A 22,115-nucleotide genomic window follows, 5' to 3' on the forward strand; every position below is an offset into this window, starting at 1 on the left:
AGCGCCTCCGGCGCTGGACCCCGGAGAGGACCTCGCCGCCGTTGTAACGCCTGGTCGTATGCTCAGTCATATGCCTCACTCTTAGCTAAGAGCGAGACCCTGTCAGGTCATTTAGGGGGCCACCTCAGATACCGCATCGTATTATGGCATCCCGAGCTTCGGCCTCGGTGGTGCGCCGATAAGGCAACAACAGGCGCAGCACCGACGTAAGCATCATGGCAGTCGTCTGCCGCAAAGGTTAGACGTCCGCAATACGGTCGAAAGCGGACCGACGTAATCCTACGCAAAGCGGCCGAATGCGCGCGGTTCATCCGGCAGGTGCTCCAGCGCCTGTGCAGCGTGCGAGCGCACTTCCGCCCATCTTGGATCGTTGAACAGCGCCTCGCGCCGCCAGAAGTCGGCATGCTCCTGACCGCCAAGTTTCCCAAGCAGCTTAGATAGCGGAAGGATCGCGGTCCTCTCCGCCTCGCTTAGCTCGCCATAGAAGATCATGTCGCATGCTGGGGAGAAATAGTCATCCAGTTCGAGGGCGAGCTCGTCGTTGCCGTAGCCGATCGCGCTTGCGCCATCGGCAAGGGGCGCGTGGATGCGGTCCAGGTAGGCGACCTGCTGCTCGGCGGGCGCGGCTAAACGGGCGACAGCGTTCCTCAGGTTCTCATATCGACTAGGCACGCCGGCAGACTACCGGTGAACCCGATGTCCGCAACGGGTGGTTTGCGGACATTCCATGTGCCGGTAGATTGCGCTCGGTATGGGTGATTACGTCGCTGCGATACGTGACCTGCTGATCCGGGAGCATGGCGTGCCCGATACGGACGTGACGCTTGGCGCTCGCTTGCTCCATGACCTTGGCGTCGATGGGGATGATGCAGCGGAGGTCTTTCAAGCACTACATCAGCAGTTCGGAACCGACTTCGCGGCATTAGACGACCAATGGCGCGAGTTCTTCAACACCGAGGGCGCGAGCCCAATACGAATCCTGATCGGCATCCCGGTGATCCTCATTTGCGGTGGGCTGGCAGGCGTCCTCGTCGCTGCGCTTCACTGGCCGGAATTCCTCGCCATCATCGCAGCGCTCGCACTCTTTCTAGCAGTGGGATGGTCGTTCGGGCGGCTATTCGGCAAGCCACTGCGGCCAGTCACGGTCGGCGGGCTCGCCGAGATCGTCCGAGCCGGTCAATGGCCGACCAATCCCGACGAAGTTCGCTAAGGGCCGAAAGCGGTCGTTTACCGACGCGCAACGCGCCGACGCGCATGTATGGCAGCATGTTGAACGCCGTCGCCCGTGAGTTGTCTTTGCGGCGTGCTGCTGCGCGATGCGCGCGGCCTGGATCGCCCTGTTCTACAGCCCGGTGAGGGCCCGGTACGTCGGCAACGGTTACCGCGAGGCGCGACGCGTCCGCGATGCCGCCGTGTTTCTCGGCGAGCGCGCGCCGATGCCGCTCACCGTCGAGGACGAGGTCGTCTTCGCGGGTGCCGACGGGCAAGAGGTCCGCGCGAGGGTGCGTCGGCTCGCGGAAGCGCGCGGGCCTTCGTCGCTGATATGGTACTCGCCGCGCCGGCCCGACCGTGTTTCGGCCGCGGGGCCGCTCGGCTGGATCGGCGTCGCCGCGGCCGTGCTCTCCATGCTGCTTCTGTTTTGATGGAGCTGCACGACGGCGTGCCTGCACCCAGGATGCTCACGCCGCGTCACCACATGGCGAGCGCCCTTGTGGACGGGATCGTCTGCCCGCTGCCGTCCACGCTGTTGATCTTGGGTCTGATGATCGCGAGCGGTTTCGGCACGTCCTCCGGCTGGTCGGAAACGCTTGCTCTGGCGATGCTGTCCTGGCTGGTCATGGCGACCGTGTCGGTCCCCGCGGCTATGACGGTTCTGTCGCTGCTCTGGCCTGTTACTCGGCGCGGGACGTCGGGCGGGCGCTGGGTGTGTCTTGCCGCCGGGATCACAACCGGCATGCTGCTGGCGCCGCTCGGAAGCGAAGGATGGCGCGGAGCCTCTCCCGGGCAGCTCCTTATGTTCGCGCTGTCGGGTCTAGTCGCGAGCGGCACCTATTGCGCGCTGCTGGCCCGCTTCGGGCGGCGGCCGACAGGACCGACGTTGAAAGCAATTTTCGCCTGAAAGATGAGCGGGACGGGCGGCGGTTGACGGTGGTCCGAACCGAAATTGTATGTCCGCTAAGGGTCAAGCGGACCTCAACCGTGTGATCGACGGAGATGAAACGGGACCGGTCGGCTCACCGCCGCCTCGATCCATATTCGGCCATCCGGGGCAGCTTGATCGCTTCTCAAAGCCGGGCACTCATTTAGGGCTGGCTACTCGGCTCGGATCAACCGAACGCGGCCTGGTGGCATTTTAGACCTGGAGCTGGATAGGCACGCAGTGGATCAGACAAGCAGGCGAACGTCTGATTTCGACCTTCACCGGACGTTCGCGCCGGTACCGGTCATAGAGTTCTGGGGCCGGGTGCCGAACAACGGCACTCGCTGGCGGCACTGGCGCAAGGTCCCTGGAACAGCGCTTGCTGATCTGAGTTATTGGGCTGCTTGCAGCGTCCTGCCCTTATCGGGGGAGAGGGCGGTGGAGGCTCGCGACGCTCTGTTGGTCTGAAGATCAGCAGGGCGTCTTTGTTTTCTCCGCGGGCCGGGAACTAACAAGCGTTAGGGCCGTTCCGCGCTTGACTGGCGCACTTAACCCCCCCCCCCCCCCGCGTCAGTTCCCCAGCGCCCCGCCCTACCCCCGGCGGGGCGCTTTTCATTTCAGCATCAAGGGACGACGAAGGCGGAGGCTCTAATGGGTGCTGTCGGAGCTATGTACCGGCAGATAGCGAGACCTTACTGCCGGATCGGTCTGCTGCTGGTCGGCACCGCCGGCTGCGCGCCCCATGCCCACCAGAACTCATCCTGGGTTACCTACGCCTGCGCTGGCGGCGCCAGCTTCTCGGCCTCGTTCCACTCCGGCGCGGTGACCCTTCGGGCCGGAGCCCGGACATACCGTCTAGAGCGCAGGGGCGGTTCGCTCGAGCGCTACGGATCCAAGAGCGTAGCGTTCGTGCGAGATGGGAAAGCGGCGGTGGTCGTCGGCGCCGATGGTGGCCCGTTTGAGGAATGCGTTGAGGCTAATATCTGATCCAGATCCAGACGCCCGCTAGATAGAGCGATCCAGATCTTCGCGCTCTTCTCGGTTACGGACAGGTACAGCCCGCCCGAGTCGGCGAGCTTGTAATCCTTGTCGCCCGGCTGCGCCTTTCGGCACTGGGCGTCGGCCAGCGGCACGGATGCCCCCACTTCTGGATCAGGTGCCCCCTTCGATGTCCCCAGGTGCCCCGGGCTTTATCGGATGAGGGCGGTACGCCGTGGGACAAATCGTCACAGGAAAATCAGCCGCTTAGAAAAGGGCTGGTACGGCTCGGAACGTGGTGGGTTGAGAGATTGGTGGGTCCGCCGGGGCTCGAACTCGGGACGTCTCAATCAAAATTCGCTTGCGTCAGCGCAGCACGGCAGCTTCCTACATTGTGGACGTTGAAAGCGGCCGGTCCGCCATCGGCCGAAATCCGGACCCAACACCCTGCCTAAATAAACGTCCGCTTCCGGGCGGCCGCGAAGCGGACGTGGATGGCCGAAATTAGGTCGTTCCGTATGGGGCACGTTGCGACCGCTCCCCACACTTCGCCCGCAATGCTAGGTCCGCAGCATGGGACGCATGAAAGACCTCGACATCGACCGCCTGAACGCGATGAGCGTCGAGGATCACTTCCTCGAGTTTCTTGCGGCGCTGTTCCGGGCCAAAGGCTACACAGTAGTGACAGGCGGCGGCGATGGCTACGTCGATCTTTCGGTGGAGCGCGATGGTGACCTGACCATCGTGGAGCTGAAGGTTCACCGGTCGCAGCGGATCGCCGAGACCTCACTTCGTAACGCATTGTCGCAGCTGCGCCGAGGCATGGACCAAACCGGTGCCGCACGGGGGATACTCATTCTGACCCGGCCTCTTTCCGGCAGGAATGATGCCGAACTGCCGGCTGGAGTAAACGTCTGGGATTTGACCGAGCTGATCCGCCAAACGAGGGGGCACATCGCACTGTCTGCTGACCTGGTCGAGTTGCTCAAAGCGCTACAGGTCGGCGCGGAGATAGCGACGCCCGCTGCTGGCCATGCCGCAGAGGTAGCAATCGCCGAACTGCTGTCCGAGAGCGACGCTCCGGCGGAGGCCGAGGCCTCAGACATCGGCAGCGCAATAGCTGCTCGCCTGCGTGGGCTTGAGGCAGGCAACGCCGATGCGAGCCAATTCGAGAAGGCGTGCCAGGACGCGTTGGAGTTAAGCCGTCAACTAGCTTGCCGACTACGGTGGGCATCAGCGTCATGCCGAAGCCGGCAAACGGGTTCTTCCTCATCGCGGGGTCATTCTCGAACTTGGCCGTCATCGCAACCGACAGCTGGGACTTCAGGCTTTCGCGCACGGCCGGGAAGTCCACTGCCGCTTTAAGCCGGTCCACGTCCGCGCTGAGCGCTGCCTCTCTAAACTGCCGCGCCGCCCAGAACGGCGAGGCGACATACGCGACCGCGAACAGCACCACGATGGCCATTAGCGCGGCCCAGATCTTCCTCCTCATCCTCGCCCCCTCCCCTGCCGGTTCGGCATGCTCCCGAGTGCCGGCGCCGATGCGATCGTGTTGTAACCGTACCGTGCAAGCCAGCACTCGGCCAGGTGAGCGCGCACCACAGCAGCACAGGGTAGTATCGCCTGAGCTCATAGGGTGCGGTCCTGTCGACCAGCGCTGCACGCCCTGTCCTGACGGTGGGTGCGCCGCTGCAGCGGCCGGTCCTGGGCGGACGCAGTCGTACTCGCTGACGCGTTTCGGCTTGCGCGCAACGTGGCGATCAGGCCCGTGATGCTGGTGGTGATCGCGGCGATGCCGGTCAGCGTCGCTCCGTCTAGCATGATCATGGTCGACTCCGAATCTGAGACCACGCCCCACTGTTCACATTATGTTCCTGTAGGACAGCCCTGATTCAGCGAACCAGTTCGAGCGTGACCGTGCGGTGACGGCGTGGCGCTTGACAGGCGTGCGCAGGTGCCGCGACGTGCGGCCATGCGAACTCCTGGCAAGGTGCTGATCGGAGCCTGGGCGGTGGGCGTCTCGACGGCGCTCCTGGCGAGCTTGTCGGCCTGCTCGATCGAAGTGGCCGAGCCCCCTGCCCTCACCTGCGCCGATCACTATGCGAGCGGCACGCCTCCAACGCTCACCAATCCCAAGCTTGCCAGCGGCACGCGCCCGCTCTGCTTCGGCTCGTTCGCGGTGCTGCATTCAGCTACGACGCGCAGCCCACTCTATGTGGCCGAGCGCCTCACCCGTACCTCCGTTGAGGCCGCGCGCGCGCTCGACACCCGTGATAACCGGTTCCACCCTGAGGAGCGGCTGCCGCCGGCGGAGCGCGCGGAGCTGGTCGACTATCGCGGCTCCGGTTACGACCGCGGCCACATGGCCCCGTCCGGCGACATGGGCGATCCAACGCACGACTACGAGAGCTTCAGCCTCGCCAACATCGTACCCCAGGACGGGCCGTTGAACCGCAATGGCTGGGCGGACCTGGAGAATTATGTCCGCGACCTCACGTCCAAGCTCGGCCAAGCCTATGTGGTGACCGGGCCCGCCTACCAGGGCGGGCGTTTGCGGCGGCTGAACGGCCGCGTGCTGGTGCCGACGCGCGTGTGGAAAGCAATTTATGTGCCGGGCCAGGGTGCCGGCGCCTGGATCGCCAGCAACGACGCGCGAGCGGATTGGGAAGTGGTCTCGATCGCGGAGCTCGCGTCCCGCATCGGCGTCGACCCGTTCCCGACGCTGGACGCGGCAACCAAGGCCAAGGTGCCCGCCTTTCCCACGTTCAAGAATTAACCCCCCTGACGAGCAAGGAGCCGAGCACATGATCAAGCCGTTCGCTGACGACGAGGGCGCATCCTCGATCGGCGGCCTCTCTATCGAGAACGGGACCGCGGTCGTCGTGATCTCCGGCTCCGTCGAGATCACGCGCGACCAGGCGGGACTTGAGCGCGCGCGGGCGCTGAAGGAGTTGGCGGACAAGCTCGTGGCCGAGCTGGAGGCGGGCGGCACGGCCCAGCGGCTCACGAGCGCGCAGCCGGCCACCACCGACGAGATCGACAATCCGTTTGCCTGACCCGAGACGCGGGTGCGCTAGAACCAGGACGCAACACACCCCGCGACCGCCACGCTCCAGTCCAGGTAAACGACCACTATCAGCGCACTTACCAGCGCCGCTTCGAACTTAAGGGCGCTGAGTAGCGTGACGCGAGATCCCGCCATCGGCCCTCTCCCCCGCCCTACTCGCAGCCGACGCCGTCGTTGTCGTGGTCGAGCTTGCGGCTGTAGCCCGACTCGCCGCGTGTGACTGGCGCTGCGCCCGCCACACGCGCGGCCGAGCAGTTGGCGTGATACACGCTCCCACCCCCACCGGGCGACTTGCGCGCCGTGCGCCTCGCGGCCGTCCGTCGGCGCGTGCTGCGATTGGGCTGTGCACCTTCGGCAAATGGGTGTTGATCATCTGGAACGTCGCGACGGGCGCTGGCGCAACAGTGAGCAGCAGATATACGAGCAACACTCAGCCGGCAGGCCGACCTGATTGCGTTCCGGTGACGCTGTTAACGAGGCCGATCCGCCGCCTCGACCGGCCATGCTTTCCGCATCCGGGCTGCTTCTACTCTCCGGCAGCAGATATAATCGAGCAGCCGTTCCGCGCGCCAGCCCAAGACCGCGACTTGGTGAAGCTTAGAACCAGCTCAGCTTGTCAAGCTGAATGAGTTCTGCAACATACAAGTGCATATTCATTCAGATGTGCGTGGGGAGCCTGGATTGAGCCTTGTCGTGAACCAGATTGGCGGTCTTGCGGCGTCGGGTAATCGCATGATCGACCGACTTCGGCAGAAAGCCTTTCTGCCCGAGAGCCGCAAAGGCCTCAACGTCCGGTTCGGCATCGCCGAAGCCGCACAGCTCCTGAGTTGCTCGACAAACCGCATCCGAATGGCCGAGGACGACGGACGCCTTCCGCAGCCTCCCGCGACCGATACGGGACGCCGGCTTGGTTACACAGTCGGCGAGCTTCTCAACATGCGCAAGGTTCTCGGCGCGTCCCCGGAGCGCAGCCCTCTGGACGTGCCCGCTGTCATCGCCGTGCAGAACTTCAAGGGTGGCGTCGGCAAGTCGACGGTAACAACCCACCTCGCCCACTATTTCGCGGTCCAGGGCTACCGGGTGCTGGTTGTCGACTGCGACAGCCAGGCCACCACGACCACGCTGTTCGGGTTCAACCCACACTTCAACATCTCCCGCGAGGAGACGCTCTACCCGTACCTCTCCATCGATCCCACCCAGGCCGACCTCCTATACGCGGTGAAGCAGACGCCGTGGCCCAATGTGGACCTGATCCCCTCCAATCTGGAGCTATTCGACGTCGAGTATGAGCTCGCGGCCAGCGGGTCGGACGGACAATCAGTGTTGGCCGCTCGATTTCGCAAGTTGAAACAGGGGCTTATGGATCTCGCTAGGTCTTACGACATCGTCATCCTAGATCCGCCACCGGCGCTCGGCACGATCAGCCTCGCCGTCATGCAGGCGGCCAACGCTCTGCTCGTCCCGCTCGCGGCGACGACGCCGGACTTCTGCTCGACGGTCCAGTTTTTGTCGATGATGGATCAGGTCCTACAACAGCTCAAAGGAGCGGGCATCGACGTCAACTACAGCTTTATCCGCCTGATCTGCTCCAAGTTCGACAGCAACGATCCTTCGCATGCTATGGTGCGCGCGATCATGGAGCAGAGCTTCGGGCCCGCCCTGCTGCCGGTGCCGATTCTCGAGTCTGCCGAGATTAGCCACGCGGCGCTCAGGATGATGACCGTCTATGAGCTTGAGAAGCCCATCGGGACGGCCAGGACCCACAAGCGCTCCCGCCAGAACCTCGATGAGGCGCTCGGGCAGGTCGAGCAGCTCGTCACGCAGAGCTGGGGCCGGGTGACTCCGGCCAGCGAGGAGGAGCTCGTCCATGCAGCGGCGTGATTTCCTCACCCGGGTTGGGGAGGCCTGAAGTGGCGCGCAAGCAATCCGATTACCTGGCGGCGCTTCTCGCCGATGAACCAGGGGCTTTAGAAGCGGCACCGACTAAGCTCGAGCCCGCCCCCGACCGGCCGCGCGGCACCACCCTGCTCAGCCGCGAATCGGCGCTTGCGCGCGTCGCTTCGGGTGAGGTTAGGCAAGTCACCCAGCTCCTCATCGACCCGGCTCGGGCGCGAATCTGGCCCGGCAACGCCCGAACCTACGAACATCTTTCCGAGGCGAACTGCCGCGAGCTGATCGACGCGCTGATCGCTGAGGGTGGACAGAAGGTGCCGGCCGTCGTGCGCCGCGTCTCCGGCGACCCCGACCACGAATATGAGGTTATCGCCGGCACGCGCAGGCACTGGGCGATCAGCTGGCTCCGGAGCCACAGCTATCCCGACATGCAGTTCCTCGCCCAAGTGGCGCAACTCGACGACGAGGCCGCGTTTCGCCTGGCGGATATCGAGAACCGCGCGCGCAAGGACGTTTCAGACCTCGAGCGCGCTCGCAACTACGCGACGGCACTGCGCGACCACTACCAGGGCCACCAGACGCGCATGGCTGAGCGGCTGAAATTTTCTAAGGGCTGGCTGTCCAAGATGATCAAGGTCGCGTCGATTCCTGACAGCATCGTAGCGGCGTTTGCGTCGCCCGGCGACGTGCAGCTCGCGCCCGCTTATGGGCTGGCGCAGCTCCTTGACGATCGGCGCGCCGCCAAGGCCGTTGAGGCTGAGGCTAAGGTGATCGTCAAGGAGCAGGCCGAGCGCCGGGCCGCGGGGCTACTCCCCTCCCCTGCCCCGATCGTGCTCAGGCGCCTTCTCGACGCGCCGAAGGCCGGCGCGAGACCGTCTGACGATCAGCCCTTCGTCTACGCCTCTGGCGACGGTCGCCCGCTGGTCACGCTTCAGTCTAGCAACCGGCAGGGCGTCACCGTACGGCTTCACGCCGGTGCGGGCGGCGGCGAGGCCGAGTTCGTGGAAGGGCTTCGTCAGGTGCTGGCGCATCTCGAGGCCAAGGGCCGTCGCCTGCAATGAGGATGTTTCCTGGAGGAAACATCGCGATTGAGCGCCACTCGCAAGGGGGGTGCAATACCGATCCGACCCGCCCTCTGTTTCCTCGAGGAAACATGGACAGCCAGGGTCAGATGTTTCCTGAAGGAAACATGCTTTGAGGCGCGAGGAGGCGTTCCGCCCGGAACAGTTCGAGCTGTTCCTCCCCTACCTCGCCGATCTTCCGCTCCGCGATCAGCGGGAGATGATGGAGCGTCCGTTCTTCAGCCTCGCCAAATCGAAACGCATCAAGCCGATCGACTACCGTTCGCCCGACGGCAAGCTGTGGGTCAACGTGTCGGGCAACCCTCAATTCGGCATGGCCACGATCTGGGACGCAGACATCCTCATCTACTGCGCGTCCATGCTGGCCGACATGGCCCGGCGCGGCGTCAACGACGTGCCGCGCAAGCTCCACCTGATGCCCTACGATCTGTTACGCGCCATCGGTCGACCGACCACCGGCCGCGCTTACGAGCTGCTCGCTCAGGCGCTCGACCGACTGGTCGCCACCACCGTCAAAACCAACATCCGCGCCGACAGCCGCCGCGAGGCGACGTTCAGCTGGCTGGACGGATGGACGCAGCTCGTAGACGAGCGCAGCGAACGGTCCCGCGGCATGACGCTGGAGCTGTCGAACTGGTTCTACGAGGGCGTCATGATGACGGGCGGCGTGCTCTCGATCGACCGTGCCTATTTCGACATAAGCGGCGGGCGCGAGCGCTGGCTCTACAAGGTCGCACGCAAGCATGCGGGCGGCGCGGGCGAGGCGGGGTTCGCGATCTCGATGCCCACCCTATTCGAGAAGTCCGGGGCCGAGGGCCAGTATCGGCGCTTTAAATTTGAGATTGTCAAAATTGCGGAGCGCGACGAGCTCCCAGGCTATGCGCTGACTATCGAGAGCCCACCCGACAAGCGCGAGCCGCTGCTGAGAATGCGGCGGCGGCCGGGCGATTTGCTGACCAAGCCCAATGTAAAAGGGAAGGGGGAGGGCGCGCGCCATCAGCCGCCCGTCGCTCCCGTTGAAGCGCAATCGGCTGAACCGGCTGTCAACGTCGCCGCCCTGATCCGGAAGAGCGTCACTCGGCTCGCGACCAAGGCGAGCGCCGGCGAGATCACCGACACGACCCTGGCGCAGCTTCGCCAGGAGTGCCCCGGATGGGACTACCAGACCTTACACGCCGAGTTCCGCACCTGGGTCGAAGCCGATCCGGAGCGCACGCCGGCAAACTACCAGAACGCGTTTGTCGGGTTCGTGCGGCGCCATCACGAGCGCAACAAGCACCTTCTGCGCTGAAACTCGCGCTTTCCATCCTCCGCTCCGGCCGACGAAGAGCGGGTCCTCCGTTCCCGAAGTGTCGGCTCCCGCCATGGGCGAGCGCGCCTCGCCCGTGCGCGAACGTCGTCCCGCTGCGCTTTTGAACGCAAAATGTCCAGCGCATCTCGGAAGTGATTCAATCGGCCCGGCCGGTTGCGCGACTTTCCCCGGTTTTCGACACATCGGGAACGGGCAACGACACGTCGGGAACGCGAGCTCGACACATCGGGAACGACACACCCGACACTTCAGGAACGATCCCTCGACACATCGGGACCGCCGTCCGGCGCTGATCACACTGAAATCACATAAGAATCCAACCCGGGACGTATGTCTAACCTTCTAAGATTCAGCTAAACTATCTAACCAGAGACATACTCAATCTAATTTTGAGTAGAGAATAAATTAGCCTCAGACATGTTCTGGTGACGTTCCGACCAGCCGATATGGAAGGTAGGAGTTGGACTGGCGAAGGTGGAGCCATGCTCCTGACCGAGTTGCTCCGTGACCCGGCGGCATAAGGCACCTCACCACGTCGACGGTCCGGACTTCGGCCTTCGGCCCGACTCCACCCACACCCGGACCTGGCGGGCGCGGTCGGCGGAACCGGGCATGGCGGCTACGCGTCGTGTCGGTCACGGCGCATGCGAGTCCCGTATGGCGGCCGCCCCTCGTCCGGAGGTGCCCCATGAGCATCTGCAGCTTCCTCGCTGATCTGTTCGACCGCTGGGGTGCGCACGGTAGCGTCGATGTCGACCCCAGCCCCGGCGTCAACCCGGCTACAGGGCTGCCGATGATGGACGGAGCGGTCGACGTCGCCGGCAACCCGTTCGGCACGAGCCGGCAGCGGCACGACGACCCGTACGGTGCGGGTACTGGCTCGGCCGGGCTCGACCACCACCATCACTCGGGTAGCTCGATCAACAACGACTGGAGCAGCTCGTCCTGGTCGGGCGTGTCCAACTCCTGGCCGGACTACTCGTCGAGCTCGTCTTCGTCGCCCAGCGACGGCTACGATCCATCGCGCGGGTGGTGATCGTGGACGGGGCAGGGGAGGGCGGCCGCGCGTCGCTCCTGGATCGGCTGATCGCCAAGGCCGACCTGATGACCAGCGGCTTGCCCGTATGGCCCACTACGCTTGCCATCCCCGTCGCATTTCTCCTGCCGCCGCTAGTCTTAGTCGTGGGTGAGAAGTGGTTCGCGGGCGTGGCGCTTGCCATCTCACTCCTGCCGATCGTCTGGCTCGCCCTGTGGTGCGCCCGCGCGATGCACGGCTGGTCGCATCCGTACGCGTCCGCCCGCTGGCTCCACGCGGTGCGCGGCGTGGTCGGCGACGAGGCAATGACCGGACTGCTGGTCGACCTAGACCTTCAGCACGCACGCGAGCCCGATCATGTGCTCACTCGCCGCGAGGTGATCGACTCCGTCGCCGTCCAGCGCCGGCGGGCGCGCGAGGCGGCGGCGCGCGCCCGCGGCGTAAGTTTGCGTGGCACGGGTGCCGCGTCGTGAGCGGGCGCGCTGCGGTAAGTATCGGGGCGCTGCTCTCCCGCTACGATTTCGAGCTGCCGATCAAGGACGCGTTGGACGATCCCGAGATGGATCCGACCAGGCGCGCGCTCGCCGTGCTGGCGATCGGCACGGGGCTCGACGATGGCCACCTCGCCGCAGCCGAGCTTGGCCAAGCCGCGCGCCGACTCGCGGACGACCGCGCCGCGGGTGCGCCGGACGGGGTAGGGGAGGGTGCCCGCGCGGTGCGGCGCATCCTGGCGCACGGAGGCGACGATTATCAGCGCGCGCTCTGGTACGCGGTGTCGCGGTGCTCGCCAGATGTCGCGGCCAGGCACCTTGAGTGGTTGGCCGAGCTGACGCGCGCCCGTGGGGGCATGTTCCGTGCGATCCAGGCCAGCGGCGCGTACATGCCTTTGCTGCCGCGCGGTATGCACGACATCGACAGCGCCCAGCTCGGGCCCGACTAGCGCAGCGGCGGAGCAAGGCCGAACGGGCGGCACGCGAGCACGGCCCCGGCTGCGCCAGGAGTTCGGTCGGGAGCCGATCGAGTACGCGAGGTCGCCAAGAAGCCGCTGACCGGCAGGGCTCGCCAGCGCGCTCAGGAGCGGCTAGAAGCTCCGCCGCGCCGGATGCGGCTGCATGCCCCAAGACGACACGCACGCGCGCTTGGGCCCAAGCCCCCCGGGCGCATCCGGCCAACAGGGGCGGGGAGGGCGCGGCAGCGCTCTCCCCATTCCCGGACGCACGAGCGTGTAACCGTCGCATCCCGGCACCCGATCACCGCGAGCGTCACCGGCATACCGTAGCGGTCGGCCGGCGACCGCCTACATGCCGGCCGGAAAGGGTGGGATGCGTGGGCCAGGATGACGGTGACCGGGTATTCGCGGCGGAACTCGTGGCCTGCATCGGAGAGGCACGCGAGCCCACGGTCCCGGAGCTGTTCTCGGTGGCGGAACGGGTGTGGGTGGAGGGCGCGGCCGAGCGCTCCGCGTTCGCCTGGGGCCGGCTGCCGTCCGCCCACCCGGACCGCGTAACCGCGTTGCGCGCCGCCCAGGCTGCGCTATGCGGGGACGCCGATGGACCCGTCTAGCCCCGCGCCAGACATGGCGAACGCCGCCGCGACGATCGACATGCAGGTCCGCCGGCTGGAGACTCAAGGCGTGCTGGGGCCGGCGCTCGCTGAGCGCATGCTGGGCCACATGGCCGGCTTGTAGACGCACTGGGAGTACTGCAGGACGTGCTCGGGACTACGGCCGAGCGGATCGCTGGGCTGCGGGAGCGCGGCTGAGCTGACAGGCGGTTGGACGACGTCGGCACCGGCGCTTAGAGTGGCCAAATGGAATGGTCGCCGGCGCGGCCACGGATCGGGAGAGGATCATATGGACGACGCCGTGCCGCCCCTGGCGTCGAGCCCGCTCGAGCTCGCGGCCGAGCTGACGGTGGCTTGGCTCGCCAACCCCAACACGCGCGCTAGCGCCGACGAGGTGCCCGCGTTCCTGCGCCGGATGCACGTGAGCGTGGCCGAGCTCGCCGGAGGCAGGACAGGGCAGGGGGTACCCGAGCAGGCCGAGGCGGCACCCGTAGAGCACAGGCCCGCGGTGTCGGCGAGGAAGTCGCTCAGCTCCCCCGACCACATCATCTCCATGATCGACGGCAAGCCGTACCGGACGCTGCGACGTCATCTCGCCACCCACGGCCTCACGCCCGCCGAGTACCGGGCGCGCTATGGCCTGAAGCCCGACTACCCGATGGTGGCGCCCAGCTACTCCGCCAGCCGGCGCGACCTGGCGCACAGGACCGGGCTCGGCCGCAAGCCTAAGGGCGGCGCGGCGGAAGGGAACGGTGCTCCGGCCGCCAGCGACCCGCAAGAGGCCGCGACGCAGCCCGCCAAGCGGCGCAAGCTCAAGCTGCCCGAGCCGTCCTGACCGGGTGAGGGTGGGCGGAAGTGCCCCGCGACTGGCCGCCTCCACGCCCGCGGGGCTGATCGCCGACCCGCGCAACCGCTCCCGATAGGTCTAGTTCACGCACGAGGGCACATCGCCGCCCTGTGGCTGTTCGGCAGAACGGATAGGGGCCGACGTGGGCCGACCTGCCGCCCCGGCGCTGACCTGTCGGCGCGCGCACTCTAAAACGCGAGGGTACGCGGCGGGTCGAAGGCCGCGGCGGACGACCTCCACTGGCTGGCGAAGCTGATACAGGCTCGGGCGGGCGTGTTCGTTGCGAGCCGAGACGCCGGTACCGACGCTCCGGACCGAGCGTCCGATGGTGTGGCGGCCGGCGGTCCCCGCATGTTCAGCCTGGATCCGTTCAGGTGGCGAGGCCGGAACCGCCCTCCGGGCGGTGGCGGAACAGGGAAACCGACACGAGGGGTACCGTTCCGGCGCAATCGTCCGCTTGGACGTGATCGTCGGCGGACCGCCACATACAGGACATCACGACCCTCGCGCTTTTTCCGTTGCGGGCGACCCCAGGCGCGGTAAAACCTTCCCGCCTTCCGGGCTGTAACGGGGGGTGAGGCTTAGCGGGCTCCTGACATACCAGCCGGTCGACATGATTGTCGGCCGGGTGGCCGTCATGCATGTCCAGGGCATCGCCTAAAGATGGCGGCGCCTTGTGGTATGCAGGGCCGCTAACACCCGGCTTGGAGCCGGGGTCGCCTCTGAACGGAAGTGGAGGCGGTGATGACGAATTCCTTGGACGTTTTCGGGATGCGCGGTGCGCCGCGACGGGTAACCCCGGAGCAGGACCTCGCCATGCGGCGCAGGCTCGCCGGCAGGCGAGGAGACCGGCCCCACGGCGGCGCGCCCACCCGGACCAAGAGCGGCGAGTGGATGTGGCGCACCACTCTCGACCTGCCCGAGGCCATGCAGCTCGAGCTGGAGGCGCTCGCAGCGGCGCAGGGCGTACCGGAGGATCAGATCGTCCGCGAGGCGCTGGTCGCCTTCGGCATCGGCGACCTGTCGCACGTACCCGGCGTCTGTGACGGCACGTACTCGGACGACGAGCGGTGATCCCGCTCCCGCTCGCGGTCGTGGCGGTTCGACGATGTCGACGGCCGGCCGGCGGTCGTGGGCGGGGCCGAGCGGCGAGCGCCGCGGCCGACAGCAAGGCGCGCGCGTGATGAGCCGCTACAGCTTCGACCAACGCGACGGCGGATGCCTCAGCATCGGTTGGGACCCACCGCTGAACACGTTCTTTTTGCAGATCGACGCCGACCGGGAGGAGCCGACCATCCTGGAAGGGAGCTCCTACGGCCAGCACCTCGAGCCGGAGCGGCTGGTCAGGTATGCGCGCCGGCGCAGCGGGGAGGTGCCGAGCGATCTTGCGGTCCTGCTCCGCGCCGACCAGGCGGCGGAACCCGCATGGGCGCCGATCGAGGAGCGCATCGCCGGCGGCGAGCTGAAGGTCAAGGTGAAGCTGGTCGGAAGCGACGAGGCCGAACCCGTCGAGCTGTCGCCGGAAGCCGGCCTTCGATGGTACCGCGAGGAGGCGGAACGGGTAGGGGCGGACTCGGACAACGGCCCACAGGCGGCCAGGGACGCCGATCCGGCCGGCTGGGCGGCCAGCGAGGAGGAGCGACCGGGACCCGCGGCGTCGCCCGGGTTCTTGCGCGACGCACTGGGCGTGTTCCGGAGCCTCTGGGAACGTCTCAACGGCCCTGCGGCCCCGCCGCCAGCCCGGATCGACCTCGACGTTCCCTTCGCGTCCAAGGACGAGGCCAAGCGCCTGGGGGCCCGGTGGGACGCCGAGGCGCGCACCTGGTACATAGACGACCGCTACGAGCTGGACCTGTTCGCGCGCTGGATCCCGAGCTCGCCCGAGTATGAACGGACCTACCTGGACGTGCCGTTCGGCGACAAGGACCGGGTCCGCCTCCTGGGGGCGCGATGGGACGTGGCGCGCCGCCGCTGGTACGTGCCCTCCGGCGTCGAAGTCGCCCCGTTCGCCCCCTGGTCGGAGCAGGCCCGTCCCTCGCTCGTCAACACCTATCACGAGAGGTCGTCGGAGCAGGCGAGGTACTATCTCGTGTGCGGGTATGGCGGGTTCCGCGCCGGCTCCTACTTGGATGACTTAGAGGAGGCCAAGGAGCTGGCCTCGGCCGCGCTCGCGGACGATGGCGAGGTGGAGCTCCGCGACAATCGGACGCAGAAGGTCTGGCGGGGGGTCGAAATCCTGAAGCTGTAAACCCTGCCTACGGCGTGGGTTGTCGCCGCCAGGGCAGGACCGCCTCGATCGCGCTGCGGATATGCCGTGCTTCTGTGCGGGGCGCCGCCGCCGCTCTACATAGGCGAGGTGGACGCGACCGCAGCCATCCGCCACTCGTCATCGGCCGGGGCGCCGCGCGCCGAGCCGCTCGCCGGCACGGTGGAGCGGGTCACGTTCCACAACGCGGAGAACGGCTTCTGCGTGCTGCGCGTCAAGGTGCGCGGCCGCCGCGACCTCGCCACGGTGACCGGCCACCTGCCCACCATCGGGGCGGGCGAGTATGTCGAGGCGCTGGGCGTATGGCTGAACGACCGCACCCACGGTCTCCAGTTCCGGGCCGAGCGGATCGAGGCAACCGTGCCCACCACGCTCGAGGGGCTGGAGAAGTACCTCGCCTCCGGCATGATCAAGGGCATCGGCCCCGTCTACGCCAAGAAGTTGGTGGCCGCGTTCGGGAGCGACGTGTTCGACGTGATCGAGCGCGAGCCCGAACGCCTGCGCGAGGTGACCGGCATCGGCCCCGTGCGGGAAGCCAAGATCATCCGGGGCTGGGCCGACCAGCGCGTCATCCGTGAGATCATCGTCTGGCTGTACAGCCACGGCGTCAGCTCGGCGCGCGCGGTGCGCATCTTCAGGACCTATGGCGAGCAGGCGATCGAGCTCATCCGCACGGACCCGTACCGCCTGGCGCGCGACATATCGGGCATCGGCTTCAAGACCGCGGACGCGATCGCCAGGGCGCTCGGCTACACGCCCGACGATCCCAGGCGCGTGCGCGCGGGCGTGGCGCACGCGCTCACCACCGCCATGGACGACGGCCATTGCGGCCTGCCGCGCGACGACCTCGTGCGCTCCGGCGCGGAGCTGCTCGGCGTTGAGGCGCCGCTGGTAGCGGGAGCGCTCGACCGGGAGCTCGCGTGCGGCGAGGTGGTCGCCGGCGTAACCGACGGCCGCGAGGTGGTGTTCCTGGCCGGGCTGTATCGGGCCGAGCAGGCGATCGCCGACCGGCTCCTCGGATTGCGCGACGGCCTGCTGCCCTGGCCGGCGATCGACCTCACGTCCGCGGTGCCCTGGGTCGAGCGCAAGGTCGGGCTCGCGCTCTCGGCCGGCCAACGCGACGCGCTCGGGCTGGCGCTCGTGTCCAAGCTGTGCGTGATCACCGGCGGGCCGGGGGTGGGCAAGACCACGCTAGTGAACTCGGTCCTGAAGGTGCTCGCCGCCAAGCGGGTGCGCATCGCGCTCGCGGCGCCCACGGGCCGGGCGGCCAAGCGGCTGGCGGAGGCCAGCGGCATGGAGGCGATGACGCTTCACCGACTGCTGGAGACCGACGGGCCGGAGGGCTCGTTCAAGCGCGACCGCGACAACCCGCTCGACTGCGACCTCCTCGTCATCGACGAGGTGAGCATGGTCGACGTGCCGCTCATGCACGCGGTGATGAAGGCGCTGCCGCCCGCCGCGGCGCTGCTGCTGGTCGGCGACGTCGACCAGCTGCCGTCGGTAGGGCCGGGCCAGGTGCTCACCGACGTGATCGCGAGCGAAGCGGCGCCGGTGGTGCGCTTGACGGAGGTGTTCCGGCAGGCGGCGACGAGCCGCATCATCCGGAGCGCGCACGCGATCAACCGGGGGCGCATGCCCGACCTGGAGGCGAGGGGCGAGGGCGACTTCTTCTTCGTGCCCGCCGACGAGCCGGCGGACGTGGCGGAGCGCGTGGTCGAGCTGGTCGCGAAGCGCATCCCCGAGCGGTTCGGGCTCGATCCCGCCCGCGACATCCAGGTGCTCAGCCCCATGCAGCGCGGCGGCGCCGGCGCTCGCTCGCTCAACCTGCTGCTCCAGGAGCGGCTGAACCCGCCCGGCCACTACGCCGTCGAGCGGTTCGGGCAGCGGTTCGGGCCGGGCGACAAGGTCATGCACGTGGTCAACGACCGCGAGCGCGACCTCTACAACGGCGATCTCGGCGTGGTGACCGCGGTCGATCAGGTCGACGGCGAGCTGCGCGCCCGGTTCGGCGAGAACGAGGCCGCGTTCGACTTCGGCGAGCTGGACGCGCTGCAGCTGGCCTACGCGACGACCATCCACAAGTCGCAAGGCTCCGAGTACCCGGCGGTCGTGCTCCCGCTCACCATGCAGGCCTACACCATGCTCGGGCGCGAGCTGATCTACACGGCCGTGACCCGGGCCAAGCGGTTGCTCGTCATCGTGGGCTCGCGCAAGGCGCTGGGGCTGGCGGTCCGGCGGCGGCAGCCCCGGCGCTGGTCGCTGCTGCGCGATCGGCTGGCCGGAACGCGACCATCATAGGCGGCGGGCGACACGGCCGGATCGTCCCTCGAACGACGGCATCACCTAGACGGAAGACACCGGGGCCGATCCGGTGTAGGGCGGCCACGCGACCCGAAGGGCCTCTCCTACGTGGCCCTATTCTCCTGCGGCCCGGCGACCTCGGTCTCCGGGCCGCTCTTTTGTTTGCCGGGAGCCGATCAGGCCTCGATCTCGGCCGTGAGGAGCTCGATCCGCTCGCGGCAGACCTGCGCCGCCATGCGGCCGAGCTCCGCCACCCGTTCGCCCAGCCAGGCGAGCTCGTCGGCACCGATAGCGTAGTGGCGCGAGTATCGCGCCTTCACGTAGGCCTCCTTCAGCTTCTCGAACATGGCCCGCTCGCGCCTGGTCGCGCGCGGCCAGACGCCGGCCAGTCGCGGGTCGACCCGCTCGGCTTGGGCGCGGAGCACGCCCAGGTTGTGCACGTGGGGCGTGTAGAAGGTCCGGACGAGCAGCACGCAGTGGTAGAACCGCTCGGCCGCCTGGTGGAGGTCGAAGGCAGCCTTCTTCAGATCGCCGTCCCGAATCGCATACTGGTAGCCGCGATGAAAGCTCTGGGCGCTCGGCCACCACTCCTCGAAGTACTCCCGCGCGAGCGTCAGCGCTTCGGCCGGTGCCTTGGGCCGGGGCTCGGCTAGGCTGTTCGGGTCGGCTTGGTAGAGCGCGATGCCGTCCCGGGCTATGTCGGTGAAGAAGTATCGACCTTGCGCGAGTCCGTCGTTCACCTGGTCGAGGGAGTGCACGATGAAGCTGACCGGCGTCTTCAGCCCCCCAGTGATCGTCAGCTCGCGGTTGAACCGATCCTCCGCGCCCGCCCAGAACTCGACGCGGTCGGTGAGCTTGTCGTGGTTGACGATGACGAGGAGGTCGTAGTCCGATCGGTACCCCTTGGCGGTGTGTGGCTCGTCCACCCAGCCCCCGCGCGCGTAGGAGCCGTAAAGGATGACGTGGAGGATGCGCGCTTGCCGCTTCCAGTCGGCGGTCGCGATCGCGGTGGCGGCCGTGAACTCCTCGAACAGCACGGCCATGACGCGGTCCAGCTCGCGTCGCTTCGCGGCAGGCAGATGGTCAAGGTCGGTGCGCATCGCGGGCGACCCTAGCGGCAGCAGGCCGCATGGTGAACGCCCGCGATGGCGCGCGGGCACTGGCGACGCGTTCTCTTGGTGTTCCAGGTAGCGCTGTCCGTGGCGCAAACCTTGAGCCGGCATGACTGCCGGCGCACCGCCTGCTAGCATAATCCCCGAGCTGGCGACGGAGGCAGGACGCATGGCCGGGCAGGGCGACCCAGCGCTCTCGCGCGCGCAGGACCTGATGTACGACGCCTGGGACGCGGACGGGCCCGAGCGGGTGGCGCTTGCGCGCCAAGCGCTCGCGATCTCGCCCTTGTGCGCGGACGCCTATGTGCTGCTCGCCGACGAGGCGGCCGACACGGACGAGGAGGCGGTTGCGCTGTACCAGCGCGGCGTCGAGGCCGGCGAGCTGGCGATCGGCTCCGGGTTCGAGGAGCGCCGGGGCGAGTTCTGGGGGTGGCTTGAGACCAGGCCGTACATGCGGGCCAGGGCCGGGCTCGCTGGGACGCTGTACAGGGTCGGCGAGGTGGCCCAGGCGCTCGACCACTGGCGCGAGATGCTGGAGCTCAACCCCGACGACAACCAGGGCGTGCGTCACCTGCTCGCGTTCGGGCTTCTCCGGTCGGGACGCTCTGACGAGCTCCGCGCGCTGCTGCGCCGCTACCGCGACGACGGCGGTACGGCGATGTCCTACACGCGCGCGCTCGTGGCGTTCCGCGACGCCGCGGGGAACGCGGCCGAACTGGGGGCTGAAGCGGTTGCGGCGAACGGCTATCTGCCCGCCATGCTGTCGGGCGCGGCGCGGCCCGATCCATCGCTGGACGGCTATGTCACCATGGGCGGCTCGGACGAGGCGAGCTGGTACGTCGACGAGGCCGGCGACGTGTGGCGGCGTACGCCGGGCGCGATCGAGTGGTTGCTGGAGACCGCCGCGGCGACCGGCCCGAAGCGGGGCCGGCGAGGGTGATCGAGCTGCCGCCGGGCGTGACGTTCATCAAGCGCGAGCTCGCCGAGCGCGTATGGACCTACGATTTCGGCCATTCGGAGCTCGGTCCGATCGGACGCGTCGTGCTGACCGAGTTGCCGGACGACGCGCGCACGCACGTCTCCTGCGAGGTGGCGGTCGACCCCGACGACGCGCTCACGGCGGAGCGGCGCGCCCTGTTCGAGCCCTTGGGCCTGGAGATCGCGCTAAGGCTGGAGGATGCGCTGGCGAAACGTCGCAGGCGGTCGAGCGCCGTCACGGACCCGTCGGTCCCGCCCAGTGGGCCTGACTGAGATCAAAGCGGGGCGGTCCGGGCTCGGACATGCGTCGGCAACCTAGCGCTTCCAGGATGAGCACGATGTCGATCGGCAATGCGGCACGCTCGCGCGAGACCTCGCTGGTCCAAGATGCCATGAGCGACCGCATGGGCAGGACCTCGTGACCGGTATGGCTGTCGATCCGGACCGTTCCAGGGTCAGGTCGGGGAAGGGGCGAGCTAGTCCTTGTCGACACAGTGGTCGGGCACGGTTTCCCAGGTGCTGCAGCGACGGCTCACGTTGCGCCGGAACTCGCGGAACAACTGGCCGTCGTCCACCTGGACCTCGGGCGCTACCGTCTTGAGCGTTTGGGCCAGCGCGCGGCGCATCTCGCCCCTGAGATGATCAACGACATCCTCGATCTTCACCCTTGCCATGAACGGCCTCCCCAACCGATCGGCGCGGCACAGCGCCATGGAACGTATATAGAACTACCAGGTTCGGTCGGCCAAGATGGTCGGAGCACGTGTTCAGTCGCCCACGGGCTTTCGGACCCCCGCAGGAGACGCCGAAACGGACCGGTCAACCCGATCACCTCACCTCGCCAGATTCGAATGATTGCAGTTGAAGGGGCACACACCACGCTATGGATAGCGGGTGCGTGCTGCGGAAAATCGCGAGCGGGAACAAGGGCGTAGCGTCGTAGCGGCGATGCTAGCTGTCTCGAAAAGCTGGGCCGTGACGTTGTCGGCCCTGCTACGTCGCCGCTACGCCGCTACACGGGGCATCTTTGACCGGGGTGTAGGCCTCGGTCGGGCCTGGGGAGGTCCGGCCCTGCGGGCATCGCCTGAACCGCGGCCGTCGGCCTGATCGATTGGCGGGATCGGAATGGCCGAACCGTGCTCACCGCCAACCGCACGGTCGGCTTCCCAATACGCGCGGTGCTGACGCCGACCGGCGTCCTGAACGGGCGAGCTGTGACGGTGGCGGAGCGAGCGGGTGAGGCCTCGCCGTGAACGCTATGCCCTGACGGTTCGCCTATTGCGTCGGCGGCCGCTCCACGAAGAGGCGCGGATCAAGATAGTGGCGGAGCATGACCGCGCCGGCGGCGATCGCCCCGGCGAAGAAGGCGTGGAAGAGGGTGCGCGCGTCGAGCGCCTCCCTGGCGGCGACCGCGCCCGCCATGAGCGTCACGCATAATGCGGCCCACCGCCGGACGGCGGGCCAGTTCCGCCGCTTGTACCCCTGCCGGTCGGACTCGCGGGTCCAAGGGGCGACGATCCGGTCATAGTCGGGCTTCATG

At 67.5% G+C, this 22,115-nt stretch carries 24 protein-coding genes and 1 pseudogene; 19 read left to right on the top strand and 6 right to left on the bottom strand.

The genetic code is table 11. The features are described 5' to 3' along the window. Nucleotides 1-279: 279 nt before the first annotated feature. Nucleotides 280-672, bottom strand: a complete 393-nt coding sequence (locus CKY28_RS17335) for a hypothetical protein (RefSeq protein WP_095999660.1) — start codon at nucleotides 670-672, stop codon at nucleotides 280-282. A gap of 79 nt (nucleotides 673-751) precedes the next feature. On the opposite strand from CKY28_RS17335, the gene CKY28_RS17340 reads away from it, so the two are divergent. The 4 genes from CKY28_RS17340 (at nucleotide 752) to CKY28_RS18985 (ending at nucleotide 4,483) form a co-directional block, all read left to right on the top strand. Then, nucleotides 752-1,210, top strand: coding sequence for an acyl carrier protein (locus CKY28_RS17340; RefSeq protein ID WP_095999661.1), 459 nt, complete (start codon nucleotides 752-754; stop codon nucleotides 1,208-1,210). A 106-nt stretch (nucleotides 1,211-1,316) separates the two neighbouring features. After that, nucleotides 1,317-1,643 carry a hypothetical protein gene (locus CKY28_RS17345; protein WP_095999662.1) on the top strand — a complete coding sequence of 109 codons (327 nt, stop codon included), beginning with the start codon at nucleotides 1,317-1,319 and terminating at the stop codon, nucleotides 1,641-1,643. Beyond that, nucleotides 1,643-2,119, top strand: a complete 477-nt coding sequence (locus CKY28_RS17350) for a hypothetical protein (protein WP_095999663.1) — start codon at nucleotides 1,643-1,645, stop codon at nucleotides 2,117-2,119. Before CKY28_RS17345 ends, CKY28_RS17350 begins: the two co-directional genes overlap by 1 nt. 1,614 nt (nucleotides 2,120-3,733) lie before the next feature. Continuing rightward, a complete protein-coding gene (locus CKY28_RS18985; RefSeq protein ID WP_425442549.1) occupies nucleotides 3,734-4,483 on the top strand; it encodes a restriction endonuclease in 750 nt (249 codons plus the stop codon). On the opposite strand, the pseudogene CKY28_RS19390 reads toward CKY28_RS18985, so the two are convergent. After that, nucleotides 4,380-4,751, bottom strand: a pseudogene (locus CKY28_RS19390) (DUF2939 domain-containing protein); the annotation flags it as partial. The gene CKY28_RS18985 and the pseudogene CKY28_RS19390 sit on opposite strands and share 104 nt — an antisense overlap. A 357-nt stretch (nucleotides 4,752-5,108) precedes the next feature. On the opposite strand from CKY28_RS19390, the gene CKY28_RS17370 reads away from it, so the two are divergent. Together CKY28_RS17370 and CKY28_RS17375 are read left to right on the top strand one after the other, a co-directional pair. After that, nucleotides 5,109-5,894, top strand: coding sequence for a DNA/RNA non-specific endonuclease (locus CKY28_RS17370; RefSeq protein WP_176473169.1), 786 nt, complete (start codon nucleotides 5,109-5,111; stop codon nucleotides 5,892-5,894). A 28-nt stretch (nucleotides 5,895-5,922) separates the two neighbouring features. Further along, nucleotides 5,923-6,174, top strand: a complete 252-nt coding sequence (locus tag CKY28_RS17375) for a hypothetical protein (protein ID WP_095999667.1) — start codon at nucleotides 5,923-5,925, stop codon at nucleotides 6,172-6,174. Between the two features lie 163 nt (nucleotides 6,175-6,337). On the opposite strand, the gene CKY28_RS19170 is transcribed toward CKY28_RS17375, so the two are convergent. Beyond that, entirely contained in the window at nucleotides 6,338-6,454 is a 117-nt protein-coding gene (locus CKY28_RS19170; protein ID WP_245841910.1) for an excalibur calcium-binding domain-containing protein, read from the bottom strand. Between the two features lie 412 nt (nucleotides 6,455-6,866). Between CKY28_RS19170 and CKY28_RS17385 the strand changes: the two genes are divergently transcribed. The 11 genes from CKY28_RS17385 (at nucleotide 6,867) to recD2 (ending at nucleotide 18,482) form a co-directional block, all read left to right on the top strand. Next, nucleotides 6,867-8,066: an AAA family ATPase gene (locus CKY28_RS17385; RefSeq protein WP_217989611.1), complete on the top strand. Its 1,200-nt coding sequence runs from the start codon at nucleotides 6,867-6,869 to the stop codon at nucleotides 8,064-8,066. 29 nt (nucleotides 8,067-8,095) lie between these two features. Next, complete coding sequence (locus CKY28_RS17390; RefSeq protein ID WP_095999670.1) at nucleotides 8,096-9,139, top strand: ParB/RepB/Spo0J family partition protein; 1,044 nt, start codon at nucleotides 8,096-8,098, stop codon at nucleotides 9,137-9,139. A gap of 133 nt (nucleotides 9,140-9,272) precedes the next feature. Further along, a complete protein-coding gene (locus CKY28_RS17395; protein WP_245841911.1) occupies nucleotides 9,273-10,451 on the top strand; it encodes a replication initiator protein A in 1,179 nt (392 codons plus the stop codon). Between the two features lie 709 nt (nucleotides 10,452-11,160). Next, nucleotides 11,161-11,508 (top strand): hypothetical protein, encoded by a 348-nt coding sequence (locus CKY28_RS17400; protein WP_095999671.1) that lies wholly within the window; start codon nucleotides 11,161-11,163, stop codon nucleotides 11,506-11,508. Further along, nucleotides 11,502-11,981 (top strand): hypothetical protein, encoded by a 480-nt coding sequence (locus CKY28_RS17405; protein ID WP_095999672.1) that lies wholly within the window; start codon nucleotides 11,502-11,504, stop codon nucleotides 11,979-11,981. Before CKY28_RS17400 ends, CKY28_RS17405 begins: the two co-directional genes overlap by 7 nt. Continuing rightward, nucleotides 11,978-12,448 carry a hypothetical protein gene (locus tag CKY28_RS17410; protein WP_095999673.1) on the top strand — a complete coding sequence of 157 codons (471 nt, stop codon included), beginning with the start codon at nucleotides 11,978-11,980 and terminating at the stop codon, nucleotides 12,446-12,448. The genes CKY28_RS17405 and CKY28_RS17410 overlap by 4 nt, the downstream gene beginning before the upstream one ends. Nucleotides 12,449-12,927: 479 nt before the next feature. Further along, entirely contained in the window at nucleotides 12,928-13,071 is a 144-nt protein-coding gene (locus tag CKY28_RS19175) for a hypothetical protein (protein ID WP_245841912.1), read from the top strand. Nucleotides 13,072-13,360: 289 nt separating this feature from the next. Then, nucleotides 13,361-13,906, top strand: a complete 546-nt coding sequence (locus tag CKY28_RS17420) for a Ros/MucR family transcriptional regulator (RefSeq protein ID WP_095999675.1) — start codon at nucleotides 13,361-13,363, stop codon at nucleotides 13,904-13,906. Between the two features lie 756 nt (nucleotides 13,907-14,662). Beyond that, nucleotides 14,663-14,992, top strand: coding sequence for a hypothetical protein (locus tag CKY28_RS17425; protein ID WP_141243984.1), 330 nt, complete (start codon nucleotides 14,663-14,665; stop codon nucleotides 14,990-14,992). 109 nt (nucleotides 14,993-15,101) lie between these two features. Then, the gene (locus tag CKY28_RS17430; protein WP_141243985.1) at nucleotides 15,102-16,166 is read left to right on the top strand and encodes a DUF5710 domain-containing protein; all 1,065 of its coding nucleotides are present in this window, start codon (nucleotides 15,102-15,104) and stop codon (nucleotides 16,164-16,166) included. A gap of 108 nt (nucleotides 16,167-16,274) precedes the next feature. Continuing rightward, on the top strand, nucleotides 16,275-18,482 hold the full coding sequence (gene recD2, locus CKY28_RS17435; RefSeq protein ID WP_217989612.1) for an SF1B family DNA helicase RecD2: 2,208 nt from the start codon (nucleotides 16,275-16,277) through the stop codon (nucleotides 18,480-18,482). Between the two features lie 179 nt (nucleotides 18,483-18,661). On the opposite strand, the gene CKY28_RS17440 is transcribed toward recD2, so the two are convergent. Beyond that, the gene (locus tag CKY28_RS17440) at nucleotides 18,662-19,585 is read right to left on the bottom strand and encodes a HEPN domain-containing protein (protein ID WP_095999678.1); all 924 of its coding nucleotides are present in this window, start codon (nucleotides 19,583-19,585) and stop codon (nucleotides 18,662-18,664) included. 181 nt (nucleotides 19,586-19,766) lie between these two features. On the opposite strand from CKY28_RS17440, the gene CKY28_RS17445 reads away from it, so the two are divergent. Together CKY28_RS17445 and CKY28_RS17450 are read left to right on the top strand one after the other, a co-directional pair. After that, a complete protein-coding gene (locus CKY28_RS17445) occupies nucleotides 19,767-20,537 on the top strand; it encodes a hypothetical protein (protein WP_095999679.1) in 771 nt (256 codons plus the stop codon). After that, nucleotides 20,534-20,848: a hypothetical protein gene (locus CKY28_RS17450; protein WP_095999680.1), complete on the top strand. Its 315-nt coding sequence runs from the start codon at nucleotides 20,534-20,536 to the stop codon at nucleotides 20,846-20,848. The genes CKY28_RS17445 and CKY28_RS17450 overlap by 4 nt, the downstream gene beginning before the upstream one ends. A 203-nt stretch (nucleotides 20,849-21,051) precedes the next feature. Here the strand turns inward: CKY28_RS17450 and CKY28_RS17455 are convergent, their stop codons facing one another. Both CKY28_RS17455 and CKY28_RS17460 read right to left on the bottom strand, forming a co-directional pair. Next, complete coding sequence (locus CKY28_RS17455; RefSeq protein ID WP_176473170.1) at nucleotides 21,052-21,288, bottom strand: hypothetical protein; 237 nt, start codon at nucleotides 21,286-21,288, stop codon at nucleotides 21,052-21,054. A gap of 562 nt (nucleotides 21,289-21,850) precedes the next feature. After that, complete coding sequence (locus CKY28_RS17460; RefSeq protein WP_095999682.1) at nucleotides 21,851-22,114, bottom strand: hypothetical protein; 264 nt, start codon at nucleotides 22,112-22,114, stop codon at nucleotides 21,851-21,853. Between the last annotated feature and the right edge of the window lies 1 nt (nucleotide 22,115).

It is taken from the genome of Sphingomonas lenta (assembly GCF_002288825.1).
Lineage (GTDB): Bacteria > Pseudomonadota > Alphaproteobacteria > Sphingomonadales > Sphingomonadaceae > Sphingomonas > Sphingomonas lenta.